This window comes from Ruegeria sp. D7 (assembly GCF_056534355.1).
Map to the genome: position 1 here is coordinate 44259 of NZ_JBQFPG010000005.1, position 22363 is coordinate 66621.

Sequence of the window (22363 nt, forward strand, 5' to 3'; positions counted from 1 at the left end):
ACGCTGGACCTTGGCCGAGGCTTTGGCGATAAGGCGATATGACCCGGTTGCCCATTGATGACGCCATTCCCGATCTTCTGAACGCCTTGCGAACGCATGGGCGCGCGGTGCTGCAGGCGCCGCCGGGTGCGGGCAAGACAACCCGCGTGCCGCTTGAGATGCTACAGACCGGTCTGTGCGAGGGCCGGATCGTCATGCTGGAGCCCCGGCGGCTGGCCGCCCGCGCCGCCGCCGAACGCATGGCCGAGACGCTGGGTGAACCCGTGGGCCAGACCGTGGGCTATCGTGTCCGTGGAGACGTGAAAGTTTCAAAGGCGACGCGCATCGAGGTTGTGACCGAAGGTATCCTGACACGGATGCTGCAATCCGAACCTGACCTGCCCGGCGTAGGTGCTGTGATATTCGATGAATTCCACGAACGGTCCCTGAACGCCGATCTTGGGCTTGCACTGTGCCTTGAGGTGACTGGAGCGTTGCGCGATGACCTGATCTTGCTGGCGATGTCCGCGACGCTGGATGCTGAACCGGTGGGCCAGCTGATGAACGCGCCTCTGGTGACATCCGAAGGGCGCAGCTATCCGGTCGAGACCCGCTGGTTGGACCGGCCTTTGGCGCCGCAGGCGCGGCGACTGGACGCGCTGATCGATCTGGTGGTGCGAGCCGAACGGGAAACCAAAGGGGGCATGCTGGTGTTCCTGACCGGTGAAGGTGAAATTCGGCGGGCCGAGGCGGCTTTGGCCAGCCGTCTACCCGACTCCTGTTTAGTGCGGCCTTTGTTCGGAGCACTGCCCTTTGCCGCCCAGCGCGCGGCGATTGCGCCGGTTAAGCAAGGTCGCAAGGTGGTTCTGGCGACGTCGATTGCCGAAACCTCGCTGACTATTCCCGATATCCGCGTGGTGGTCGATATGGGGCAAGCCCGGCGGGCACGGTTCGATCCCGGATCAGGCATGTCGCAGCTGGTGACCGAGCGGGTGACGCGGGCCGAAGCGACGCAGCGCGCAGGCCGTGCGGGGCGTGTGGCCGAAGGTGTCTGCTATCGGTTGTGGTCCAAGGGCGAAGAAGGTGCACTAGCCGCCTACCCGCCTGCCGAGATCGAGGCAGCCGATCTGACCGGGCTGGCGTTGGAATTGTCGCTCTGGGGCGCAGAACCGGGTGATCTTGCGTTTCTGACCGCGCCGCCCGAAGGCACGCTGGCTGAGGCGCGCGCGTTGCTGGCGATGCTGGGTGCCCTGGATGGCAAAGGCCGGATCACCGAACATGGGCGGGCGCTGGCGGCGCTGCCGCTGCATCCTCGGCTGGGGCATATGTTGCTGCACGCAGGACCTGAGGCTGCGGCACTGGCGGCGCTGATGGCGGAACGCGATCCGCTAAGGGGCGCTCCGGTCGATCTGTCTTTGAGGCTTGAGGTGCTGCGGGACGTGCGCGCGTTTCAGCGCAATCGGGTCTGGCAGGTCAACATGGGCGCGCTGGATCGGATCAAGGGCGAAGCAAAGCGGTTGCGCGCGCAATCTAAGGATGCGGGCGGTCTGAGCCCGGCAGCGATGGCGGCGCTGGCCTATCCCGATCGCATCGGACAGCGACGCAAGGGAGATGTCCCGCGTTATGTCCTGTCGGGTGGCAAAGGCGTCGTGCTGGAAGCCGGTGATACGCTGGCAGGTGCGCCATATCTCGTGGTGACGGATACGGATGGGAACCCGCGTGAGGCGCGTGTGCGCATGGCAGCGCAGATTTCCGAGGGGGAAATTCGCGATCTATTCGGCGATCAGATCGCGTGGGTCGACAGCTGCGACTGGTCGAAACGCGAACGCCGTGTCGTGGCGCGCAGGCAAGAGCGGTTCGGAGCGATCACGCTGGACGACCGCATCTGGAAAGATGTCCCCGAGGATGCATTGGCGCAGGCGATGTTGGACGGGGTGCGCGATCTGGGTGTGCGGCTGAACGGGGCCGCAGCGCGATTGGCCGCTCGGGTCGAGTTGATCCGCGCGGAAGGCGCTGATTTGCCGGACTTCTCGGAAACCGGGCTGATGGATACGCTGGAAGACTGGCTGCTGCCGATGCTCTCGGGCGTGCGCAATGCCGATGACTGGAAGCGGTTCGACCTGCTGCCCGCGCTGCGCGCCCGGCTGGACTGGGACCAGATGCAGGAACTGGATCGGCGGGCGCCGGGCTCGTTTGTGACTCCGTTGGGCCGCAAGCTGCCAATTGACTATGGCGGTGCGGTGCCCGAAATCTCGGTTCGGCTACAAGAGGTATTTGGCGTTACGCAACATCCGGTGGTTGGGGGCGAGCCTTTGAAGATCACGCTGCTGTCACCGGCCCAGCGACCGATCCAGATCACCCGTGATCTGCCCGGATTCTGGGCCGGGTCTTATGCGGATGTGCGCAAGGACATGCGGGCGCAGTACCCAAAACATCCCTGGCCCGAAGATCCAACTCAGGCGGATCCAACGCTGCGCGCGAAGCGGCGCAAAGGCTAAGTTGATCAGGTGGGCGTTGATAAGCCTCATTGGCGGAAACGGCGGAAAGCGCACAAATTGCTGCAAAAATACACGAAACACTGAAAGTTCAGGCCATATTTTGCGGTTATCCGAGGGCGGTATTGTTAACTCAGCAATACATGATTATGTAACTTCTTCGAATTACAAAAAGAATACGCCCGAGCAGGCCTGACATGACGACATGGATACGCAACATCTGGGAAGAGGTCGCGCGACCGCTGATCCAGCGCCCAAGCCGGGTGCAGGTTGCTGCGTTGTGTACCCGCAAGGCAGGTCCCGGTGACGACGTTTTGTTAATCACCAGTCGGGGCACCGGACGCTGGATTATCCCCAAAGGCTGGCCCATTGATGGGCTCAACGGGCCGGAAACCGCATTGCGGGAAGCCTGGGAAGAGGCTGGGGTGCGCGCGACTGAGGTGCAGAAAGATCCCGTTGGTCATTACTCTTACGACAAAAGGTTGGATGACGGCACGGCGTTGCCGGTTATCACCAGCGTTTATCGGATCGAGGTGACCGATCTGGCGGATGTATTCCCCGAGTCCGATCAGCGTAAGCGCTGCTGGGTGTCCCCGAAGGTGGCCGCCGAACGCGTGCAAGAGCCGGAATTGCGCGACTTGCTACTGCAATTGTAACAATATTGTAAAAAACTGATGACAAAGGTTGCCGCGCCCATTGGAACCGTTTAGCGGCGGGCATCATTCAAAACAGCCGTTGTGAACCGATGTCAGACCACTCCACCAAAGCCCGTTGGCACGCACTGGACCGTGACCTACAGCGTATCTCGCGCGTTGAGCACGCCAATGCCCAAGTATCGCGTCCTCTGTTGGCCCCCGGAATTGCACTGGCCTTTATCGCGCTAGCAGGATTGGCTGCAGCGCTTCTGTTCGGACGGGCCGATGGTGGCGTGATCGTTGTCGCAGCTGCGGCATTCGGCGCTTACATGGCGATCAATATCGGTGCCAACGACGTAGCCAACAATATGGGCCCGGCAGTGGGGGCCAATGCTCTGACCATGGGCGGAGCCATCCTGATTGCCGCCATCGCAGAAAGCGCAGGCGCGTTGCTGGCAGGGGGGGATGTGGTTTCGACCATCTCTAAGGGCATCATCGATCCGATGTCGGTGCAGAACAGCAATGTGTTCATCTGGGCGATGATGGCGGCCCTGATATCGTCGGCACTGTGGGTCAATCTGGCTACCTGGGTCGGGGCACCGGTTTCGACCACGCATTCGGTGGTCGGCGGCGTGATGGGTGCCGGCATTGCAGCAGCGGGCCTGAGCGCGGTGAGTTGGGGCACGATGAGCGCGATTGCCGCCAGCTGGGTGATCTCACCCGTTTTGGGCGGGATGATTGCAGCCGCCTTTCTGGCATTGATCAAACACAAGATCCAGTATCAGGACGACAAGATCGCGGCAGCGCGGCGCTGGGTGCCCATTCTGGTTGCCGTGATGGCAGGGGCGTTTGCCACCTACTTGTCGGTCAAAGGCCTGAAGCGGATCGTCAAAATTGATCTTCAATTTGCCCTTTTGATCGGTCTGACCTTTGGCGGCCTGGTCTGGGCTGCGACGGTACCGTGGGTCAAGCGCAAGTCTGAAGGGTTGGAGAACCGGACCCGGTCGTTGAAGACATTGTTTGGTCTGCCTCTGGTGATTTCGGCCACATTTCTGAGCTTTGCGCATGGGGCCAATGATGTGGCCAATGCGGTGGGTCCATTGGCGGCGATCGTGCATGCGGCCGAGTTCGGAGATTTTGCCACGAAAGTCTCGATCCCGACATGGGTCATGGTGATCGGTGCGTTTGGCATCTCGTTCGGCCTATTCCTGTTCGGTCCCAAGCTGATCCGTATGGTCGGCAGCCAGATCACCAAGCTGAACCCGATGCGGGCGTTCTGTGTCGCGCTATCGGCGGCGATCACGGTCATCGTCGCCAGTTGGCTGGGTCTGCCGGTCAGTTCGACTCATATCGCAGTTGGGGCCGTCTTTGGTGTTGGCTTCTATCGGGAGTGGCATGCAGAACGGCGGTGGAAATACTCGAACCGCCAGCGGCCGGCGGAGCTGCGACTGGCGCGCGAGGAACGGCGGCGGCGCAAGCTGGTGCGGCGGTCGCATTTCATGACCATCGTAGCGGCCTGGGTGATCACGGTACCGGCAGCGGCAGTGATGTCGGCGCTAATTTTCTGGGTTTTGACTGCGTTCGCTTGATCGGAATTTGCGAGGCTCTGCCTCGCGCTCCGAGGTATTTTAGGCCAGATGAAGAGACGGATCAGGTTATGATCTGGTCGACTGTGAGCGGCGTGTCCGGTGATTGGTGGATGAGTTGAGAGACTCGGCTATTGATCGGGGTTGGGATCGCGTACTGTTGGCCGAGTTTGATGATTTCGCCCTGTAGACTGTCGATTTCGGTCGGGCGACCCGCCGTCAGATCATAAGCCATCGAGGTGCGCGCATTGGGGTCGATGGTCAGCATTTTTGCCGCAATTCGTGTAAAAATTGGCGTTGGCAGACGTAGAATGTGCGGTGTCATCCATGCGGGTAGTGGCGTTGTGGAGGTGGCCTCGATCTCGGCGACTTTCAAAACACGCTGCGCCTCGGCCATTTGATCAGCCATCAGGCGACGCCAGTTTCGGTCGAGCAGTTGGTTTTGCAAGGTCAGGCCGGACAATGCGTTCAATGCATTGTTGAGGTTGATCACCAGCTTACCCCATTGCACTGCCTCGATCTGGTCGCTTTCGCTGACGGGTAGATCTGGGGCGCTAAGGCGTTCAGCCAGAGACCGGGAGCCACGCTCGATGACGATCTCGCCCGATGTGGCGCGGTGATAGGTTGCCGGGCCCGTCGGCACCACGTTGAAGGGCACCATTCCAGCCCGAACGTCGCGTCCGGGAAGAGCGGTGCGCAGGGTGCGGGCGTTCTCGAGCCCATTCTGCCAAGACAGAACCGGGGCCGTTTCCGTGGCGTATGCGGCGATCAGCGCTGCCATCTCGGCGGTCGCGCCGGTTTTTACCGTGACGATGACCAACTCGGCATCCCCAAGACAGGCAGGGTCTTCGCTGAGCGTGAGTTGTGAGGCGGCGACGTGGCGATGCAGGTTCAAGAAATCTGTCACCGTCAGCCTCTGTCCCCGGATGGCGTCCAGCACCCGCGCGCGGCCCAGCAGCGTCACGCTGTGCCCCGCTGCGGCCAGCAATGCGCCGCAAAAGCAGCCAATGCTGCCTGCACCGGCGATGACGATATTCATGGCTTACCTCCGCTGTGCCTCCAAGGATCGCCGGGATCGTTCAACGGAGCCAGCGTGACGTGGGGTCAGACGCGGGCGCGTCTGGGTCGGGTGCGTTCGAGGTCTTCCGAGATCGGAATGAACTCCTGATCATCACCGGGCGGCAGGTGGAAGGCGCCGTTCGCCCAGTCGGCAGTTTTCCATTCGCGTGTGGCCGTTTCTATCTTCTCCCTCGAGGAGGAGACGAAGTTCCACCAGATGTAGCGATCTTCGTTCAGGGTTGCACCGCCCAGCAACAACAGCCGCGCACCCAGTGGTCCGGCCTTCACGGACAGGTGATCGCCGGGGCGGAAGACCATCATGCGACCCGCCTCAAAGCTGTCGCCTGCGATCTCGACCGAGCCTGTGGTGACATAGACACCGCGATCCTCGTGATTGTCGGGCAGCGGGAAGGAGGCACCCGGTTCGAGCTGGACGTCGAGATAAAAGGTCTCGGACAGCATGGTGACCGGGCTGGTTTCGCCATAGGCGGAACCAAGGATCAGGCGGGCGCTGACGCCTGCATCCTGAATATGAGGCAACGCGCCCTGTTTGTGGTGTTCGAAATCGGGGGCCATATCTTCGTGAGTTTCGGGCAGGGCGATCCAAGTCTGGATGCCAAACAGGCTGTGTTTCTTGCCGCGTGTTTGGTCACTGGTACGTTCGGAATGGGTCACACCACGCCCAGCGACCATCCAGTTGACCTCGCCGGGATAGATCATCTGATGCGTGCCGAGACTGTCGCGGTGTTCAAACTCGCCCTGATATAAATAGGTCACGGTACCAAGTCCGATATGGGGATGCGGCCGAACATCAATACCGCCTTCGGTGATGAATTCGGCCGGACCCATTTGGTCGAAGAAGATGAAGGGGCCGACCAGTTGCCGTTTGACCGAGGGTAGCGCGCGGCGCACCTCGAACCCGCCCAGATCACGGGCACGGGGGATGATCAGGCTGTCTAGCGCCGGGTTCTCGGACCGGCAGTCGGGGGTATGGGTCGGATTCCAGCTCATTCTCGCTCTCCCTTAGGTCAGGATCTGGCTTGGGCTTCAATATGTTTGATAATGTGGAATATAGTATGATTTATTATCTGGCATAGCGCATGAGTGCACATATACAGTGCACGATGGGCGGAAACGGCGGCAACGCTCACGTGACGGTGATGAAATGACCCGATCTTCAGACCAGCTTAACTCGGCTTTCGCAACAAACGTGCTAGATTGAGTATCAGGCCAGACAACATGCCCGTTATCGAAAGGAGCCCTCTCGATGTCGCACGTTCTTCTTACCCGCCGCAGCGCGTTGGTTACGGCGGGCTGTTTTGCAGCGCTAGGCACGGCCGGGCTGACCACGCCTGCGCGGGCGCAGGGCGTTGCACCGACCCCGTCCATGCGGGGCGGATCGAACAACTATCGCCCCGGCGCCCCTATTGTGCAGCGCATCGGCGGCGGAGGTTTCTGGATGACCGGCACCGTGCGCCGCGCAGGCGACGGAGCCCCCTTGCCCGGCCAGCGTATTCAGATCTGGGCGCATACGACCGAGGGGCACGAGCGCGACCAGCGCAGCCATGGGGCGACGCTGACGGATGCGAACGGTGAATTTCGGCTTGAGATGCCACAAATCGTGCCCGCCTTTGGCCAACCGCATGGGCATCTCGCCTATGACAGCGGCGAATTCGAAACGGTTTTCCTGCGCCCGGTGATGTCGAGCGCGAAAGACAAAACGCTTGCAGCGCATTTCGTCTTGCAGCCTGCCTGATACGTGTTGAGGCGCATACTGATCTGGGCAGCGTTGATTGTCGCCCTTCTGGTGCCGGTTATCGCGGCAGCATTCAGCCCTTATCTGGCGTGGCGCGAGCCGATCTACATCCTAGCCGGGTTTGCGGGCATCGTCGGGATGTGCCTTCTGCTGATGCAACCCTTGCTGGCCGGACGCTGGTTGCCTGGGCTTTCACCTGTGCGCAGCCGCTTATGGCACAGGCGGTGCGGTCTGGCCCTTGTCGCAGCGATCGTAATCCATGTGGGCGGTTTGTGGATCACGAGCCCGCCGGATGTCGTGGACGCGCTTCTATTCGTATCAGCCACACCCTTTTCCGTCTGGGGTGTGATCGCGATGTGGACGGGTTTTGCTGCAGCAACGATGGGCGTTCTGCGCCTACGCCTGAACCTGCGATTTCGGCTCTGGCGTCTGGGGCACACAGGACTGGCGCTGGTAACCATTCTGGGCAGTGTCGTACACGCCCTGCTGATTGAGGGCACAATGGAGATCATGACCAAGATCGCATTGTGTGTGCTGGTAGTTCTGGCGTGCGTCGCTACGCTCGCCAGATTACGGATCTGGGATGTGACCCGACGCGTTTAAACATCCCATACGCATGCCGGGGCCGAATCAGGCTGACAAGCGTTTGGCATAGGTCGCGCGATCTATTTCAACATCCCGCACGGTGATACTGCCGACTGAGGGCGCAGATGTAGCCAGAACATTCAGAATGATCGCGTTCAACTCGGCGCGCGTCGCCTCATCACGGCCCTGCAGCAACAAGAGCGTGGCATGAATGAACGTCTGCGGTTCGGTCCCGATGCAGAAATACGGAAACGAGGTGGCACGGATTTTGAGTGTTGGGGCATCGAATTCTTCATGCGCGGCGAGCACGGAATAGAGCTGCTCACAGATGGCTTGAAAATCATGAGTTTTTTCGAGCCCGGCAGAGAATTCCAGAGTGATGTGTGGCATTGGTTGCTCCGAGATTTAAGAGAGCCATCTATGGCTCTCCCAGATTGCTGTCGGCCTCAGACGCCCAGACACCAGCGCATCACGGCTTTTTGCGCATGCAGGCGGTTTTCGGCCTCGTCAAAGATCACCGAGTTCGGGCCGTCCATGACCTCGGATGTGGCCTCTTCTTCGCGGTGCGCAGGCAGGCAGTGCATGAACAACGCGTCTGGCTTGGCATGCGACATCAGCTCGGCGTTGACCTGATAGGGGCGCAGCATGTTGTGGCGGCGCTCCTTCGCGGATTGAGAATCGTGCATTGAGACCCAAGTATCGGCGACCACGAGGTCGGCCCCTTCAACAGCTTTGTGCGGGTCCCGTTCGATCACGATTTTCGAGCCCTTCTGGCGTGCAAGCCCCATGAATTCTTCTTCCGGGTCCAGCTGCGCCGGGCCGGTGAATGTCAGGTCGAAACCGAATTGACCGGCGGCATGCAGAAATGAAGCGCAGACATTGTTGCCGTCGCCGGTCCAAACGACCTTTTTTCCTGCGATGGGGCCGCGATGCTCTTCATAGGTCAGCACATCGGCCATGATTTGGCAGGGATGTGTACGATCGGTCAGACCATTGATGACGGGAACGTCCGAGTATTCGGACATCTCGGTCAGGATGGTTTCATCAAAGGTTCGGATCATGATCATGTCGACATAGCGCGACAGGACGCGGGCGGTGTCGGCGATGGTTTCACCATGGCCCAGCTGCATGTCCTTGCCGGACAGCACCATGGTCTGCCCGCCCATTTGGCGCACACCGACATCGAAGGACACGCGGGTCCGTGTTGACGGCTTTTCAAAGATCAGCGCAACCATGCGGCCTGCCAGAGGCTGTTCGTCGTCCGGGGCTGCTTTGGGACGACCGAGGCGCGCCTGCTTCATCGCGCTGGCCTGATCGATCATGTTCCGCAGATCACCTGCGTCAGTTTTGTGGATATCAAGGAAGTGGTTCATTTTAATTCACTTTTTAATCAGGCGAGTTCAGGCCGAAGCCATTGCGTTTTCGACTTGTGCCGCAGTTTTCTCGAGGCGGATCAGGGCTTGTGCGATGTCATCCTCGGTGAGGGTCAGCGGCGGCAGCAGGCGGATCACGTTATCTGCGGCGGGAACCGTTATGACCTCGTTGTCATAGCCAGCGTTGACCACGTCGATATTGGCGGGCTTGCATTTCAGGCCTAGCATCAGGCCTGAGCCGCGCACCTCCTCGAATACTTCGGGGTGGTCCGCGATCAGGCCTTCGAGCTTCTGACGCAGCAGGCCCGCCTTGCGATTCACCCCTTCGAGGAAGGCCGGAGTGGCGACCTGATCGATCACCGCGCAGCCTACAGCGCAGCCCAAGGGGTTGCCGCCATAGGTCGAGCCGTGGGTGCCTGCCGTCATGCCGCTGGCGGCCTCTTCGGTGGCCAGAACCGCACCCAGAGGGAAACCGCCGCCGATGCCTTTGGCGACCATCATGATATCCGGCGTGATGCCGGCCCATTCATGGGCAAAGAGTTTGCCGGTCCGTCCAACGCCGCATTGGACTTCATCGAGGATCAGCAAAAGGCCGTTATCATCGCAAATCTGGCGCAAGGCTTTCAGCTCTGCATCCGGAACGGGGCGGATGCCGCCTTCGCCCTGAACCGGTTCGATCAGGATGGCTGCCGTGGTGTCGGTGATGGCGTTGGTGACACCGTCGAGGTCTCCGAATGTCAGATGCACAAAGCCGGGAAGCAGCGGTCCAAAGCCTTTGGTCATCTTCTCGGACCCGGCGGCGGCGATACCCGCCGATGACCGGCCATGGAATGAGCCGTCGAAGGTGATGATCTCGACCTTCTCGGGCTGACCTTTGTCATAAAAATACTTGCGGGCCATTTTGACGGCCAATTCGCAGGATTCTGTGCCCGAATTGGTGAAGAACACAGTATCGGCAAAGGTGTGTTCCACCAGCTTGTCCGCCAGTGCCTGCTGTTGCGGGATGTTATAGAGGTTTGAAACATGCCACAGCGCATGCGCCTGTTCCGTCAGGGCCGCCACCAGCGCCGGATGTGCATGACCCAGCGCGTTCACCGCTATGCCCGCGCCCAGATCCAGAAAACGTCGGCCATCCGCCTCGGTCAGCCAGGCGCCTTCGCCCTTCACGAATGTCAGGGGCGCGCGGTTATAGGTCGGCAGAACGGACGGGATCATCGGATCATCCTTTTCGAATAGCTTGAGCCCTGTGAGTGATACACTGGGGCCATGGTCGTCAACTGATTTGGTGGGGTTTGCGCGGATTTGGACAGCGCGAATGGATCAAACGGGCCGATTATGCGGTCAGGCGTCGGCGTCGGAGGCGCAGGATATGTGCGGTATTGATCATGTGAAGCCGTATAGCGGGGTGCACCGGGTCTGAAAACCCCGTTTTTGCGATCGGGGCAAAAATCATTCTGAGACCGTGATTTACCGCTTGTCATTTACCCGACGCTGGCGCACGGCTGAACCATGACACCGATACGTCAGAATCCTGCCCTTGCGGCCCTGCTGATCCTTGCGGCCAGCGCCCTTCTCGCAGGGACCACATTGCTGGCGAAAGCACTCGGGACGGATGTGCTTGGCCCTGCCCTGCATCCGATGCAGATCAGCCATGGACGGTTTCTGTTTGCCTTTCTGGTAATCGTGACAGCCGTCGGCATCATGCGCCCCCGCCTGAGCCGCCCGCATTGGGGTCTGCATATCGGACGGACAAGCTTCGGCTGGCTGGGGATCACGCTGATGTTTGCATCCGTTGCTTTCATACCGATTGCGGATGCGACGGCTATCTCGTTCCTGAACCCGGTCTTTGCCATGATGTTGGCAATCCCGCTGCTGAAAGAAGGTGTCGGCCCGTGGCGCTGGTTGGCCGCCATCGTGGCCTTGATCGGTGCTTTGGTTCTGTTGCGTCCAACGCCCGCTAGCTTTCAGCCCGCTGCATTACTGGCCCTGACCGCAGCAGTGATAATTGGGATGGAACTGATCTTTATCAAAAAGCTCTCGGGCCGAGAAATACCGATCCAGATTCTGCTGATCAACAATGCGATGGGTCTGACCATTGCGACAGTCGCGGTAAGTTTCGTTTTCCAGATGCCGACGCCTCAGCAATGGGCGGCGCTGGCCTCGATTGGTGTGCTAATGGCCTGTGCGCAGGCTTGTTTCGTCAACGGAATGGCGCGGGCGGATGCCTCTTTTGTGGCTCCGATCAGCTACGCTACGCTGATCTTCGCTGCCTTCTACGATTTCGCGGTATTCAAGGTGATACCGGATGGGATCAGCCTGATCGGCTCGGCCATCATCCTGACCGGAGGTCTGATTCTGGTCTGGCGCGAGGCGATACACCGTCAGGCCTTGAGCCGGTAGCCGGTGCGCAACATCTGCCAGGTCAATCCTCCAACCAACAATGTCGCGCTGGCGCAGATCGCCATGCCCAACCAAGGAGAGCTGTCGGACACGCCGATCATCCCATAGCGCAACCCGTCAATCAGATAGAAGACCGGGTTCGCATGGCTTAGCCGATTGAGCACTGGCGGTAGCGCCTGCACAGAATAGAAAGTGCCGGACAAGAAAGCCAAAGGCGTGACGATGAAGTTGGTGATCGCCGCCATCTGGTCAAACTTGTTGGCAAAAATCCCGGCAAAAAGCCCAAGCGCGCCCATGAACGCGCCACCTAAAACCACGAATATCAGTGCGATCAGCGGGTTCTGCGGCACGATGCCCAGAACCAACGCCAGAGCGATTGCGACAACAAGGGCGATCAGGATTCCGCGGGCGATGCCTCCGGCCAGATAACCCAACAGGATTTCCAGCGGCGATAGCGGCGGCATCAGCGTATCGACGATATTGCCCTGAACCTTGGCGATCACCATCGATGACGATGTATTGGCAAAGGCGTTCTGAATCACGGTCATCATCATGATGCCCGGTGCCAGAAAGGTCAGAAACGGCACCCCCATCACATCCGGTCGGCTGGGACCAATGGCAATGTTGAAGATCAGCAGGAACAGGCCTGCCGTCACCAGCGGTGCCAGCAGGGTCTGCGTCCACACGGCCAGAAAGCGCAGGGTTTCGCGCTGCGCCAGTGTATAGAGGCCCATCCAATTCACCGCGCCAAAGCGGCGTGCGTCGTGATCCATGAGATTATGCATGCTCTGCCCCATACCTGATTCGAAGACCGCTTGTAACTCGGGCCGCAGTGTTTAGAATAGGGCGCTGAGATGATTTCCCAAGGCGGCCCGAATCCGGGGCCGCTTTCCGCTTTTGAAAGGCAAATGATGTCCTGGACTGACGAGCGTGTAGAGCTGCTGAAAAAGATGTGGGGCGAGGGCCAGTCGGCCAGCCAGATCGCCAAGGAACTGGGCGGCGTGACCCGCAATGCGGTGATCGGCAAGGTGCACCGTCTGGGTCTGTCGAATCGCGCCACCGGTGCAAGCCCGGCAAAGGCCGAGCCTAAGGAAAAACCGGCCCCCGCGCCCAAGGCCGAGGCCAAACCGAAACCGACACCCAAGACTGAACCGGCCCGTCCGGTGCCAGCCCCCGAGGCCAAACCGGTCACCCCGGCCCGTCGCCAGATCATACCCGCCGGCCAGCCGCTGCCTCCGCAACCGTCGGCCAATGAGATCAGCCCCGAGGCTTTGGCCAAGGTCAACGAGATTGAAAAGAAGGCCAAGAAGCTGTCTTTGATGGAGCTGACCGAAAAGACCTGCAAATGGCCTGTCGGCGACCCCGCGACCGAGGATTTCTGGTTCTGCGGCCTGCCCGTCGAGGCAGGCAAACCCTATTGCGAAGCGCATGTGGGCGTGGCGTTCCAGCCGATGAGCTCGCGCAGAGATCGTCGGCGGTAATTCTTAGACATGACAGCGGGGGTTGGCCTTGGTTGGCCAACGCCCTATCAACATTAGTCTGCAGAACGGGTGCTTTCCGTATAGTCGGATAGCAATGATCGGGCGTGTTGAGCGTGGCGCGACAACAGCTGTTTCTGACGCGCGTTGTCCGGCACCAGATAACTGGTATCCGAGAGGCCCCCGGTCGAAATGCCCGAAAACAATACAGTAAGTTCCTCGACCATTGCAGGAGGGAGTGAATTCAACGCTTCCTGTCCCATCAGCAAGCTCTCGGTCGGGGCACCCTCGGCGATAATCACTTCGTGCGTCGCCAGGACCAGATGGAAATACGTGACGCTGTCTACGGTTTCATCGACATAAATCCCCGGCAGATCGGTCAGCCTTATCGCGGCGACCAGAACCTCAGAACGACCGAACATGCGTTTCACAATCGCCGAGGACACCAGCATGCGATGCTGACGCGAGACAAGCAGATCACGTCGGGGCAGGCCTTGTCCAAGTGCGCCCGCGCAAATTCGCACTGGATAGAGTTTCGGATTGCGGCGCAACTCGCGCGCAGTGAGTGAACGGCGCAAGATCTGCAGCAAAGGCTGGTTGCCACCCCGCGCCAGCAAAAGCAACTGGCCAGGCTTCAGATCTTCTACCGGCACCGGACCCAAATCAGTGGATACGAGTGTGCCCGCAGTCAGACAGGGGATGCTGCCCGGGGTGGGATCGGTATTGACTGTATATGTGCCGCCATTGTCGGTCGAAATCAGGGAATCGCCAGCGCCGGCCTGCCCGATGACTGTGGATTGCATACCATTGGCCGGGCCAGTGTTCGCAGTGATCGGGCCGGGACTTGGAGGATCGCTGAAAGAATTAAACTGATAAACCGTTGTCCCTTCGGAAAGCGAGATACCATTGGTTTTACCCAATCCGTTAAATGTCCCGGAACTTGTCGTGTCGATGACATAGATATCGCGACCGGCAACCGTTGTCGGCGTGATACCGGCCAGAGTATTGGTGGTACGGATCGAGCCATTGCTCAAATAGATCGTCACGACCAACCCCGAGACATCCGTACCAGCGTCAACCGCGACCTCAATAAAATCCAGGGTCGGGCCACCTAAGTATTTGAGCTCAGAAAAGTATGGATCCGGCATAAATCACATGTCTTTCGATGATGCTAAGACGTCCACCCGGCACTGACGGGACAGAAATGCTGTGGCTGCTGTTGATACAACTTTCATAGGAAGGCAAGCTGTTGCTTCTGTTACTGCGCCGGATGCGAAGGCAGATTTGGCATCGGCACCCATCGGGGTAGTTCCTCGGGCGAAACCGAGACATGCAGTTTCTCTGACCGGTCACGCCCTACTTTGCGATGCTTGCGCAGCAGGAAAATCTTACCCCAGCCGCGCCATGTGCCCACGGATTGCGCATGCGGATCGGTAGGGAAACGGTCGCGCCAGCCCTCGGGCAATGGCAGGCCGTGCAGCTCGGCCTTGTCCAGCATCCAGATCAGGGAGATGTTGCTGAGGGGGCGGGCCTCTTCGAACCCGTTCAGCTGGCCGCCAACATCGCCGTGGGTGCCGCGGAACCAAACCTGCTCGATATGGCCTTTGAAGTCAGGCGTGCATTTCCACAGCACCGGCTCGAACACCTCGCGGGTCTCGTCCAGCGCCATGGCGTGATAGCCGTGGCGGGTGGCAGGGCCAAGCTGGTGGTTGTGGAAGGCATGGCGTTCCTCGGCCCAGCGCCAGAGCAGCGGCAGGCGCAGGCCCAGCGCCTTGACCGTGTCCCAGACGCCGACCATCTCGATGGCGACATCCTCGTGACAGAACTCCCGACGAAAGACCGCCGCCGCTTCGCCATTGGCGTTACATTCATAGTGTCGATAGGCCTGTTTGATATTGCGGACAGTGGCGTGTTCGGCCTTGAGCAACCCGATAGCATCGATCACGCCCGCAAGGCTGCGGACCCCGTATGCGCCGCGTGAATAGCCGATGAAAAAGATCTTATCACCGGGTTTGTAACGCGAAGCCAAATAACCATAGGCCCGACGAATCTGACGGTTGATACCCCGCCCCATCATCACGTCCATAGTCGACTTCCAGCTTTCCCACTGCACGCCGGATTCGTAGAAAACCGAAACCTGGCTGCCCATCTCGCAGCACAGGCGCAGGGTCTGGCCCGCGTGGGTTTCCCGCCCTGCTTCCAGCGTCGACATGGTGCCGTCAAGAATGATGACATGGCTGACAGGTTCGCGGTGGCGCGTTTCGGCCGAGTGCTCGGACCGCAGAGGCCGTCCGAGCCATCCCAGTACCTTTCTACTCAGCCGCGACAGAACCATGCGTCAACAATTCCCAAACTTTGTGAGGTGTGAAAGGCATATCCGCCTGCCGCACCCCGTGATCCCAGAGCGCATCCTGTACCGCGTTCGCCACTGCGGCCAGTGCGCCCACGGTGCCTGCCTCGCCACAGCCTTTCATCCCCATCGGGTTGGCGGTTGACGGAACCGGCGCCGAGGTAAACTCTATCATGGGTATCTCAGCAGCGCGGGGCAAGGCGTAGTCCATGAACGAAGCCGTGAGCAGTTGCCCCTCGGCATCATGAACAACATGCTCGGTCAGTGCTTGGCCGATACCCTGCACTACCCCGCCATGCACCTGCCCCTCGGCCAGCATCGGGTTGATAAGATTGCCGAAATCATCCACCACCGTGTAGCGGTCGACCCATGTTTCACCAGTGAAAGAATCGATAACGACTTCGGCAACATGTGCACCATTGGGATAGCTGCGTGCATCTAGCGTGGCGCGGGCTTCGTGCTGCAACAGATCGGCGCGCCCGTCTGCGCGCGCCATCTCGGCCGCCTCGGTCAGCGTGGGGGTCAGGTTGGACCCGGGTGCGCGGAAGGTTTCATGGTCGAAGGTCACATCGATTTCCTCGATACCCATCTTATCCGCAAGATAGGGCGTGAATGCGGCGATCATCGTATCAACTGTGACCAGTGTCGCGTTGCTTTGGGTCGTTACCGAGCGTGATCCGCCGGTTCCGCCGCCCTGCGCCAGCCTGTCTGTGTCGCCTTGCACAACATTGATCAGGTGCGAAGGAATCCCTGTCTGGTCCGAAAGGAACTGGGCATAGACGGTCTCGTGCCCTTGCCCATTGGACTGAGTGCCGACATAGAGGTTCACCGTTCCGTCCTCGCAAAACTCGATCTTCGCGCCTTCGGAAGGGTCTCCCAAAATACTTTCGATATAGTAACAAAGCCCCTGACCCCGGATCAGACCGTTTTCGGCATCCGCCGCCTTGCGGGCCTCAAAGCCCGTAGTCTGTTCGGCGGCGCGGCTGAGGACCATGTCGAACTCACCCACATCATAGGTTTCGCCGGTTGCGGTCTTATAGGGGAAAGCTTCGGGTCGGATGAAATTCTTGCGCCGTAACTCCCACGGATCAATCCCCAACTCACGCGCAGCACGGTCCATGACGCGTTCCAGCACATAGATCGCCTCGGGTCGCCCGGCACCGCGATAGGCGTCGACCTGCGTGGTGTTGGTGAAGAATCCTTCGACCCGCAAGTAGGTGGTCTGAACATCGTAGACACCCATCAAAACCTTACTGAACAGGCTGGTCTGGATCGCCTGCGCGAAATGGCTGTTATAGGCGCCAAGGTTGATCTTGCTGTGGACCCGGTAAGCAGTGATCTTGTGATCGGCATCAAAGGCGAGCTCCGCCAGTGAGGTCAGGTCGCGGCCGTGGTGATCGGACAACATCGCTTCGGACCGGTCCGACATCCAGTGCACCGGCTGGCCCAGTTTCATGGCAGCAACAGCAACGGTGAAATATTCGGGATAAGGCATCGCCTTCATACCAAATCCGCCGCCGACATCTGGCGTAGTGACGCGGATCGCCTCGGGGTCCAGTTTCAGCTTTTGTGCCAGTTGCGCTTTCATCCCCCAGACACCCTGCCCGCCATATGAGAAATGCATACGGCCACCCGACCAATCGGCCTGACAGCCACGCGGTTCGATCGAACTCACGATGACCCGGTTGTCATGCACGTTCAGCGCGACGGTGCGCGCCGCTGCCTGAAAGGCGGCATTGGTCGCCTTCTCATCACCCAAGCCCCAGTCAAAGGCGCGGTTGTCGGGGGCTTGTGGATGCAAAGGTTCGCCACCCGCAGCGACATCCATCTTGACCGGCAGGTCTTCGGTTTCCATCCAGATCAATTCGGCTGCATCGCGGGCCTGTAACAACGAGTCGGCAATGACGACCGCAACGGGTTCTCCGACGAAACGCACGCGGTCCTTGGCCAGCATGTTCCGCTCGGACGCAGCGCCTTGACTGCCGTCGCGGTTGGCGACTGTAGTCGCGTTCATCACCGTATCGATCCCGGCGGCAGTCAGATCTTCCAGCGTCATGACCAAGCGCACCCCATCCGCTGTACGTGCATCTTCAAGGTCCAGCGACGTGATCGTGGCATGCGCCACCGGGCTGCGAAAGAATGCTGCGAACAGCGCATTCTCGGGCACAGAATCGTCCATGTATTGCCCCTGCCCGGTCAGAAACCGCTGGTCCTCGGTCCGTTTGATGGGCTGGCTTTTGCCGAATTTTTCCATGAGATGATCCTCTGGCTGCCTGAATGCGCGACCCTAGCGTGAAGCAGGACCTTGTCCAGTGGCTGAGAAAATTAACTCCGCACGGTCTGAAAGCGACATTCATGTCTGGAAACAGCGTTGCGCGCCGATCTGGGCCGCGCCTAGGCTGAACCTAAATTCAGTCGAGTGGAGGTTTCCATGCCCAAAGAAATCAAGCTGACGAATGGCCGATTGGACAGCCAAAGTGCCGAGGCCTATTGGGATGATGGGTTTATATTTCCGATCCCCGTGTTCTCTGCCGCAGAAGCCGCCGGGTACCGTGCCGAGTTGGAAGATGTCGAGGCCAGCTGGCGCGAGGCTGACCTGCCGCTACCCCTGAACATGTACAAACGCATCAACGCGCATGTGGTGATGCCATTCGCCACTCGCATCGCGTTGGACCCGCGCGTTTTGGACGTTGTCGAAGGTGTTTTGGGCCCAGACCTGCTGTTGTGGTCGGCTGAGCTGTTCATCAAGGAACCGCGCACGACGCAAGTGGTGGGCATGCATCAGGACCTGACCTATTGGGGCATGGGTGAAACCTCGGACCAGTTGACCGCCTGGATCGCCCTATCCCCTGCGACGGTTGAGAGTGGCTGCATGGATTTCGTGAAGGCCAGCCACAAGAACCCGATCCTGCCGCATAATGATACGTTTTCCGACAACAACCTTCTGTCGCGTGGGCAAGAGGTAGCAGTCGATGTCGCGGAGGAAGACAAAACCCATATCGAGTTGCAGCCCGGCCAGATGTCGCTGCACCATGGGCTGACCATTCACGGGTCAGGGCCGAACGTATCTGATGATCGTCGAATTGGCCTGGCTATCCGTTATCTCAACCCCAATGCGCAGCAAAAAGTGGCGGATCGCGACTATGCCATTCTGGCGCGGGGCGAGGACCGGGTGGGGAATTTCATCCATATCCCTGAGCCGACCGAGCTGTTTGCTCCTGAGGCGCTGGACCTGCACGCGCGCATCCGCAGCGATCAGGCCAAGGCGATGGGGCAAGGGGCCAGCGAAAAGCTGGATCTTTATGCGCCCGCCCCATCAAATCCCGGCTGATCATTGCAGGACCGCCGCGCAGGGCCTTCCCCTTCCTGCGTCCATTCGCTATTGCAGGCGCTGACCCGATATTGTTGACGCAGGACGCATCCCATGGCGATGGAAAAGACATTCAACGCGGCCGAGGCCGAGGCCCGCATCTATCAGGCCTGGGAAGCGGCCGGAGCCTTCAAGGCAGGCGCGAACAAATCGCGCGACGAGAGTTTTACCATCATGATCCCGCCACCGAACGTGACGGGTGCGCTGCATGTGGGCCACGCGTTCAACAACACGCTGCAGGATGTTCTGACCCGCTGGCACCGGATGCGCGGGTTCGACACGCTATGGCAGCCTGGTCAGGACCACGCTGGTATCGCCACGCAGATGCAGGTGGAAAAGATGTTGGCCAACACCCAGCAGCAGGGACGTCGTGAGCTGGGACGTGAGGCGTTTCTGGACAAGGTCTGGGAATGGAAGGGAGAATACGGCGGCACGATCATCGAGCAGCTCAAGCGCCTGGGCTCGTCCTGTGATTGGTCGCGCAACGCCTTCACTATGGCGGGTGCGCCGCGTGACCCGCGCACGGGCCACGAAAATTCTGCGAATTTTCACGACGCGGTGATCAAGGTCTTTGTCGACATGTACGAAAAGGGACTGATCTATCGCGGCAAGCGGTTGGTCAACTGGGACCCGCATTTCGAGACCGCGATTTCGGACCTTGAGGTCGAGAATATCGAAGTTGCGGGCCATATGTGGCACTTCAAGTATCCGCTGGCGGGCGGTGAGACCTATACCTACGTCGAGAAAGATGAGGACGGGAATATCGTGCTGGAGGAAGAGCGCGACTATATCTCGATCGCCACGACCCGCCCCGAAACCATGCTCGGCGACGGCGCAGTTGCGGTTCACCCATCCGATGAGCGCTATGCGCCCATCGTCGGAAAACTTTGCGAAATCCCGGTAGGCCCGAAAGAGCATCGCCGTCAGATCCCGATCATCACCGATGATTACCCTGATCCAGATTTCGGCTCGGGCGCGGTGAAAATCACCGGTGCACATGACTTCAACGACAATATGGTCGCCAAGCGCGGCGGCATTCCAATGTATCGCCTGATGGACACCAAAGGCGCAATGCGCGCCGATGGTGCGCCTTATGCCGAAGAGGCGGACAAGGCGCAGGAATACGCGCGCGGGCGAGAGTTCACCGAGAACGAGATCGACGCGATCAACCTGATTCCTGATCATCTGCGCGGCCTCGACCGGTTCGAGGCACGTGCGAAGGTGGTTGAGGAGATCACTGCAGACGGTCTGGCTGTCATGACTCGCGCCGATGACCCACGTCTGGGTTCGACCGCTTTAAAGCCGGAACACGAAGGCGCGGACAAGCTGGTGCCGCTGGTCGAAAGCAAACCGATCATGCAGCCCTTCGGCGACCGCTCGAAAGTCGTCATCGAGCCGATGTTCACCGACCAATGGTTCGTCGACGCCGCCAAGGTCGTCGGCCCTGCGCTGGACGCGGTCAAGGACGGCACTGTCAAGATCATCCCCGAGTCGGGCGAGAAGACCTATTACCACTGGCTGGAAAACATCGAGCCGTGGTGCATCTCGCGCCAGCTATGGTGGGGGCATCAGATACCGGTTTGGTATGGCCTCGATCTCTCGGCTGAGAATTTCAAGGACGACGAAAACGACGGCGACCTTGATTTGGTCGAATTGGGTCGTTTGCTGAACGAAGGCGGCATGCTGCATCGTGGCAATGTCATGGAATGCGCGGCAAGCCTTGAGGCCGTTACAGAGAAATTCCTCGACGACAATGCCAATATACCCAGCCCGCTGAGCCACGCGACGGTCATCGAAGTTGCCGATAAGCAGGAAGCGATCCATCAGTTCGCCGAAAGCCTTGCTCAATACGCAGTCGAACAAGACCCGACCAAGCTGGTCTACCCGGTCTGGCGCGACCCCGACGTGCTCGACACATGGTTCTCTTCCGGCCTCTGGCCTATCGGCACGCTGGGCTGGCCCGAAAAGACCGAAGAGTTAGAGCGCTATTTCCCAACCGATGTGTTGATCACCGGCTTTGACATCCTGTTCTTCTGGGTCGCGCGGATGATGATGATGCAACTGGCCGTAGTGAACGAGATCCCGTTCCACACCGTCTATCTGCACCAGCTCGTCCGCGACGAGAAGGGCAAGAAGATGTCCAAAACCACCGGCAACGTGATCGATCCGCTGGAGATCGTGGACGAATTCGGTGCTGACGCGCTGCGCTTTACCAATGCCTCGATGGCGGCTATTGGCGGGGTACTGAAACTGTCGCGCGAGCGCATCACAGGTTACCGTAACTTCGGCACCAAACTGTGGAACGCCGTCCGCTTTGCCGAGATGAACGAGGTCTTCACCGACGCTGTCCCGCAACTGGACGTGGCTGACCTGAAACCCAAAGCCGCCGTGAACCGCTGGATCATCGGTGAAACCGCCCGTGTGCGGGAAGAGGTCGACGCGGCGCTGGAAAGCTATCGTTTCAACGACGCGGCCAACGGGCTCTACGCCTTTGTCTGGGGCAAGGTCTGCGACTGGTACGTGGAACTCTCTAAACCCTTGCTGCAAGGCGACGACACCGAGGCACAGGCCGAGACCCGCGCCACCATGCGCTGGGTTCTGGATCAGTGCATGGTTCTGCTGCACCCGATCATGCCTTTCATCACCGAAGAGCTGTGGGGCCTGACCGGTAAGCGTGCCAAAATGGTTGTACACGCAGATTGGCCGACCTATGCGGCTGCCGACCTGATCGACGCGGATGCGGATCGAGAAATGAACTGGGTGATCTCGGTGATCGAAAACACCCGCTCGGCCCGCGCGCAGATGCGAGTTCCTGCTGGCCTCTACGTGCCGATGCTGGTGACTGAGATTGACGCGCACGGCCAAGCGGCATGGGACCGCAACGAAGCGCTGATCAAACGTCTGGCGCGGATCGACAGCCTGACCAAGGCGGTTGAACTGCCCAAGGGCACGATCTCGATTGCCGCCCCCGGTGCCTCCTTTGGCCTGCCACTGGCGGACATCATCGACATTGGTGCGGAAAAGGAACGGCTGGAAAAAGCCAAAGGCAAGTTGGCCAAGGAACTCGGCGGTCTGCGCGGGCGCCTGAACAACCCGAAATTCGTGGCATCGGCCCCGGAAGAGGTTGTTGCGGAAGCCAAAGCTAACCTTGCCGCCCGCGAAGAAGAAGAAGCCAAGCTAAACGAAGCTCTCGCCCGTTTGGCTGAAATCGCCTGATCTTTTTCCTGCTGCTGATATATTGAAATCGAACCTCACCACCCAACCGGCGGTGAGGTTTTTCTTTACCCTCAGAGCTTT

Annotated in this window: 18 protein-coding genes; 9 read left to right on the forward strand and 9 right to left on the reverse strand. The window is 59.8% G+C overall.

Going from position 1 to position 22363, the window contains the following annotated elements; translation table 11 throughout:
* The first annotated feature begins 38 nt into the window (after positions 1-38).
* From hrpB to ACRZ9U_RS09250, 3 genes are all read left to right on the forward strand, one after another.
* Positions 39-2477, forward strand: coding sequence for an ATP-dependent helicase HrpB (gene hrpB, locus ACRZ9U_RS09240; protein ID WP_480901633.1), 2439 nt, complete (start codon positions 39-41; stop codon positions 2475-2477).
* 194 nt (positions 2478-2671) lie between these two features.
* Complete coding sequence (locus tag ACRZ9U_RS09245) at positions 2672-3130, forward strand: NUDIX hydrolase (protein WP_170404203.1); 459 nt, start codon at positions 2672-2674, stop codon at positions 3128-3130.
* Between the two features lie 89 nt (positions 3131-3219).
* Positions 3220-4698 carry an inorganic phosphate transporter gene (locus ACRZ9U_RS09250; RefSeq protein ID WP_170404206.1) on the forward strand — a complete coding sequence of 493 codons (1479 nt, stop codon included), beginning with the start codon at positions 3220-3222 and terminating at the stop codon, positions 4696-4698.
* A gap of 61 nt (positions 4699-4759) precedes the next feature.
* Here the strand turns inward: ACRZ9U_RS09250 and ACRZ9U_RS09255 are convergent, their stop codons facing one another.
* Both ACRZ9U_RS09255 and ACRZ9U_RS09260 read right to left on the reverse strand, forming a co-directional pair.
* Entirely contained in the window at positions 4760-5734 is a 975-nt protein-coding gene (locus ACRZ9U_RS09255) for a 2-dehydropantoate 2-reductase (protein ID WP_170404209.1), read from the reverse strand.
* Between the two features lie 65 nt (positions 5735-5799).
* Entirely contained in the window at positions 5800-6765 is a 966-nt protein-coding gene (locus ACRZ9U_RS09260) for a pirin family protein (RefSeq protein WP_170404212.1), read from the reverse strand.
* Between the two features lie 256 nt (positions 6766-7021).
* On the opposite strand from ACRZ9U_RS09260, the gene ACRZ9U_RS09265 reads away from it, so the two are divergent.
* Complete coding sequence (locus ACRZ9U_RS09265; RefSeq protein WP_170397223.1) at positions 7022-7510, forward strand: peptidase associated/transthyretin-like domain-containing protein; 489 nt, start codon at positions 7022-7024, stop codon at positions 7508-7510.
* A gap of 6 nt (positions 7511-7516) precedes the next feature.
* On the forward strand, positions 7517-8113 hold the full coding sequence (locus ACRZ9U_RS09270; RefSeq protein WP_480901719.1) for a ferric reductase-like transmembrane domain-containing protein: 597 nt from the start codon (positions 7517-7519) through the stop codon (positions 8111-8113).
* 27 nt (positions 8114-8140) lie between these two features.
* Here ACRZ9U_RS09270 and ACRZ9U_RS09275 read toward each other — a convergent pair whose 3' ends face one another.
* The 3 genes from ACRZ9U_RS09275 to ACRZ9U_RS09285 are packed head-to-tail and all read right to left on the reverse strand — an operon-like array spanning position 8141 to position 10683.
* Complete coding sequence (locus tag ACRZ9U_RS09275; protein ID WP_170404217.1) at positions 8141-8485, reverse strand: tautomerase family protein; 345 nt, start codon at positions 8483-8485, stop codon at positions 8141-8143.
* Between the two features lie 56 nt (positions 8486-8541).
* Positions 8542-9468 (reverse strand): ornithine carbamoyltransferase, encoded by a 927-nt coding sequence (argF, locus tag ACRZ9U_RS09280; protein ID WP_170404219.1) that lies wholly within the window; start codon positions 9466-9468, stop codon positions 8542-8544.
* A 27-nt stretch (positions 9469-9495) separates the two neighbouring features.
* The gene (locus tag ACRZ9U_RS09285; RefSeq protein WP_170404221.1) at positions 9496-10683 is read right to left on the reverse strand and encodes an aspartate aminotransferase family protein; all 1188 of its coding nucleotides are present in this window, start codon (positions 10681-10683) and stop codon (positions 9496-9498) included.
* Between the two features lie 294 nt (positions 10684-10977).
* Between ACRZ9U_RS09285 and ACRZ9U_RS09290 the strand changes: the two genes are divergently transcribed.
* Positions 10978-11868 (forward strand): DMT family transporter, encoded by an 891-nt coding sequence (locus ACRZ9U_RS09290; protein ID WP_170397236.1) that lies wholly within the window; start codon positions 10978-10980, stop codon positions 11866-11868.
* Here ACRZ9U_RS09290 and ACRZ9U_RS09295 read toward each other — a convergent pair.
* On the reverse strand, positions 11850-12653 hold the full coding sequence (locus ACRZ9U_RS09295; RefSeq protein ID WP_170397238.1) for an ABC transporter permease: 804 nt from the start codon (positions 12651-12653) through the stop codon (positions 11850-11852). The genes ACRZ9U_RS09290 and ACRZ9U_RS09295 overlap by 19 nt on opposite strands.
* A gap of 126 nt (positions 12654-12779) precedes the next feature.
* Between ACRZ9U_RS09295 and ACRZ9U_RS09300 the strand changes: the two genes are divergently transcribed.
* A complete protein-coding gene (locus tag ACRZ9U_RS09300; RefSeq protein WP_170397240.1) occupies positions 12780-13349 on the forward strand; it encodes a GcrA family cell cycle regulator in 570 nt (189 codons plus the stop codon).
* Between the two features lie 53 nt (positions 13350-13402).
* Here ACRZ9U_RS09300 and ACRZ9U_RS09305 read toward each other — a convergent pair whose 3' ends face one another.
* The 3 genes from ACRZ9U_RS09305 to ACRZ9U_RS09315 form a co-directional block, all read right to left on the reverse strand.
* Positions 13403-14494, reverse strand: a complete 1092-nt coding sequence (locus ACRZ9U_RS09305; RefSeq protein WP_170404224.1) for a Hint domain-containing protein — start codon at positions 14492-14494, stop codon at positions 13403-13405.
* A gap of 110 nt (positions 14495-14604) precedes the next feature.
* A complete protein-coding gene (locus ACRZ9U_RS09310; RefSeq protein ID WP_170397244.1) occupies positions 14605-15681 on the reverse strand; it encodes a DUF2235 domain-containing protein in 1077 nt (358 codons plus the stop codon).
* Positions 15659-17950 (reverse strand): xanthine dehydrogenase family protein molybdopterin-binding subunit, encoded by a 2292-nt coding sequence (locus ACRZ9U_RS09315; RefSeq protein ID WP_170404227.1) that lies wholly within the window; start codon positions 17948-17950, stop codon positions 15659-15661. Before ACRZ9U_RS09315 ends, ACRZ9U_RS09310 begins: the two co-directional genes overlap by 23 nt.
* A gap of 177 nt (positions 17951-18127) precedes the next feature.
* On the opposite strand from ACRZ9U_RS09315, the gene ACRZ9U_RS09320 reads away from it, so the two are divergent.
* Both ACRZ9U_RS09320 and ACRZ9U_RS09325 read left to right on the forward strand, forming a co-directional pair.
* On the forward strand, positions 18128-19027 hold the full coding sequence (locus ACRZ9U_RS09320; RefSeq protein ID WP_170404230.1) for a phytanoyl-CoA dioxygenase family protein: 900 nt from the start codon (positions 18128-18130) through the stop codon (positions 19025-19027).
* 93 nt (positions 19028-19120) lie between these two features.
* Positions 19121-22282, forward strand: coding sequence for a valine--tRNA ligase (locus tag ACRZ9U_RS09325; protein WP_170404233.1), 3162 nt, complete (start codon positions 19121-19123; stop codon positions 22280-22282).
* The last annotated feature ends 81 nt before the right edge of the window (positions 22283-22363 follow it).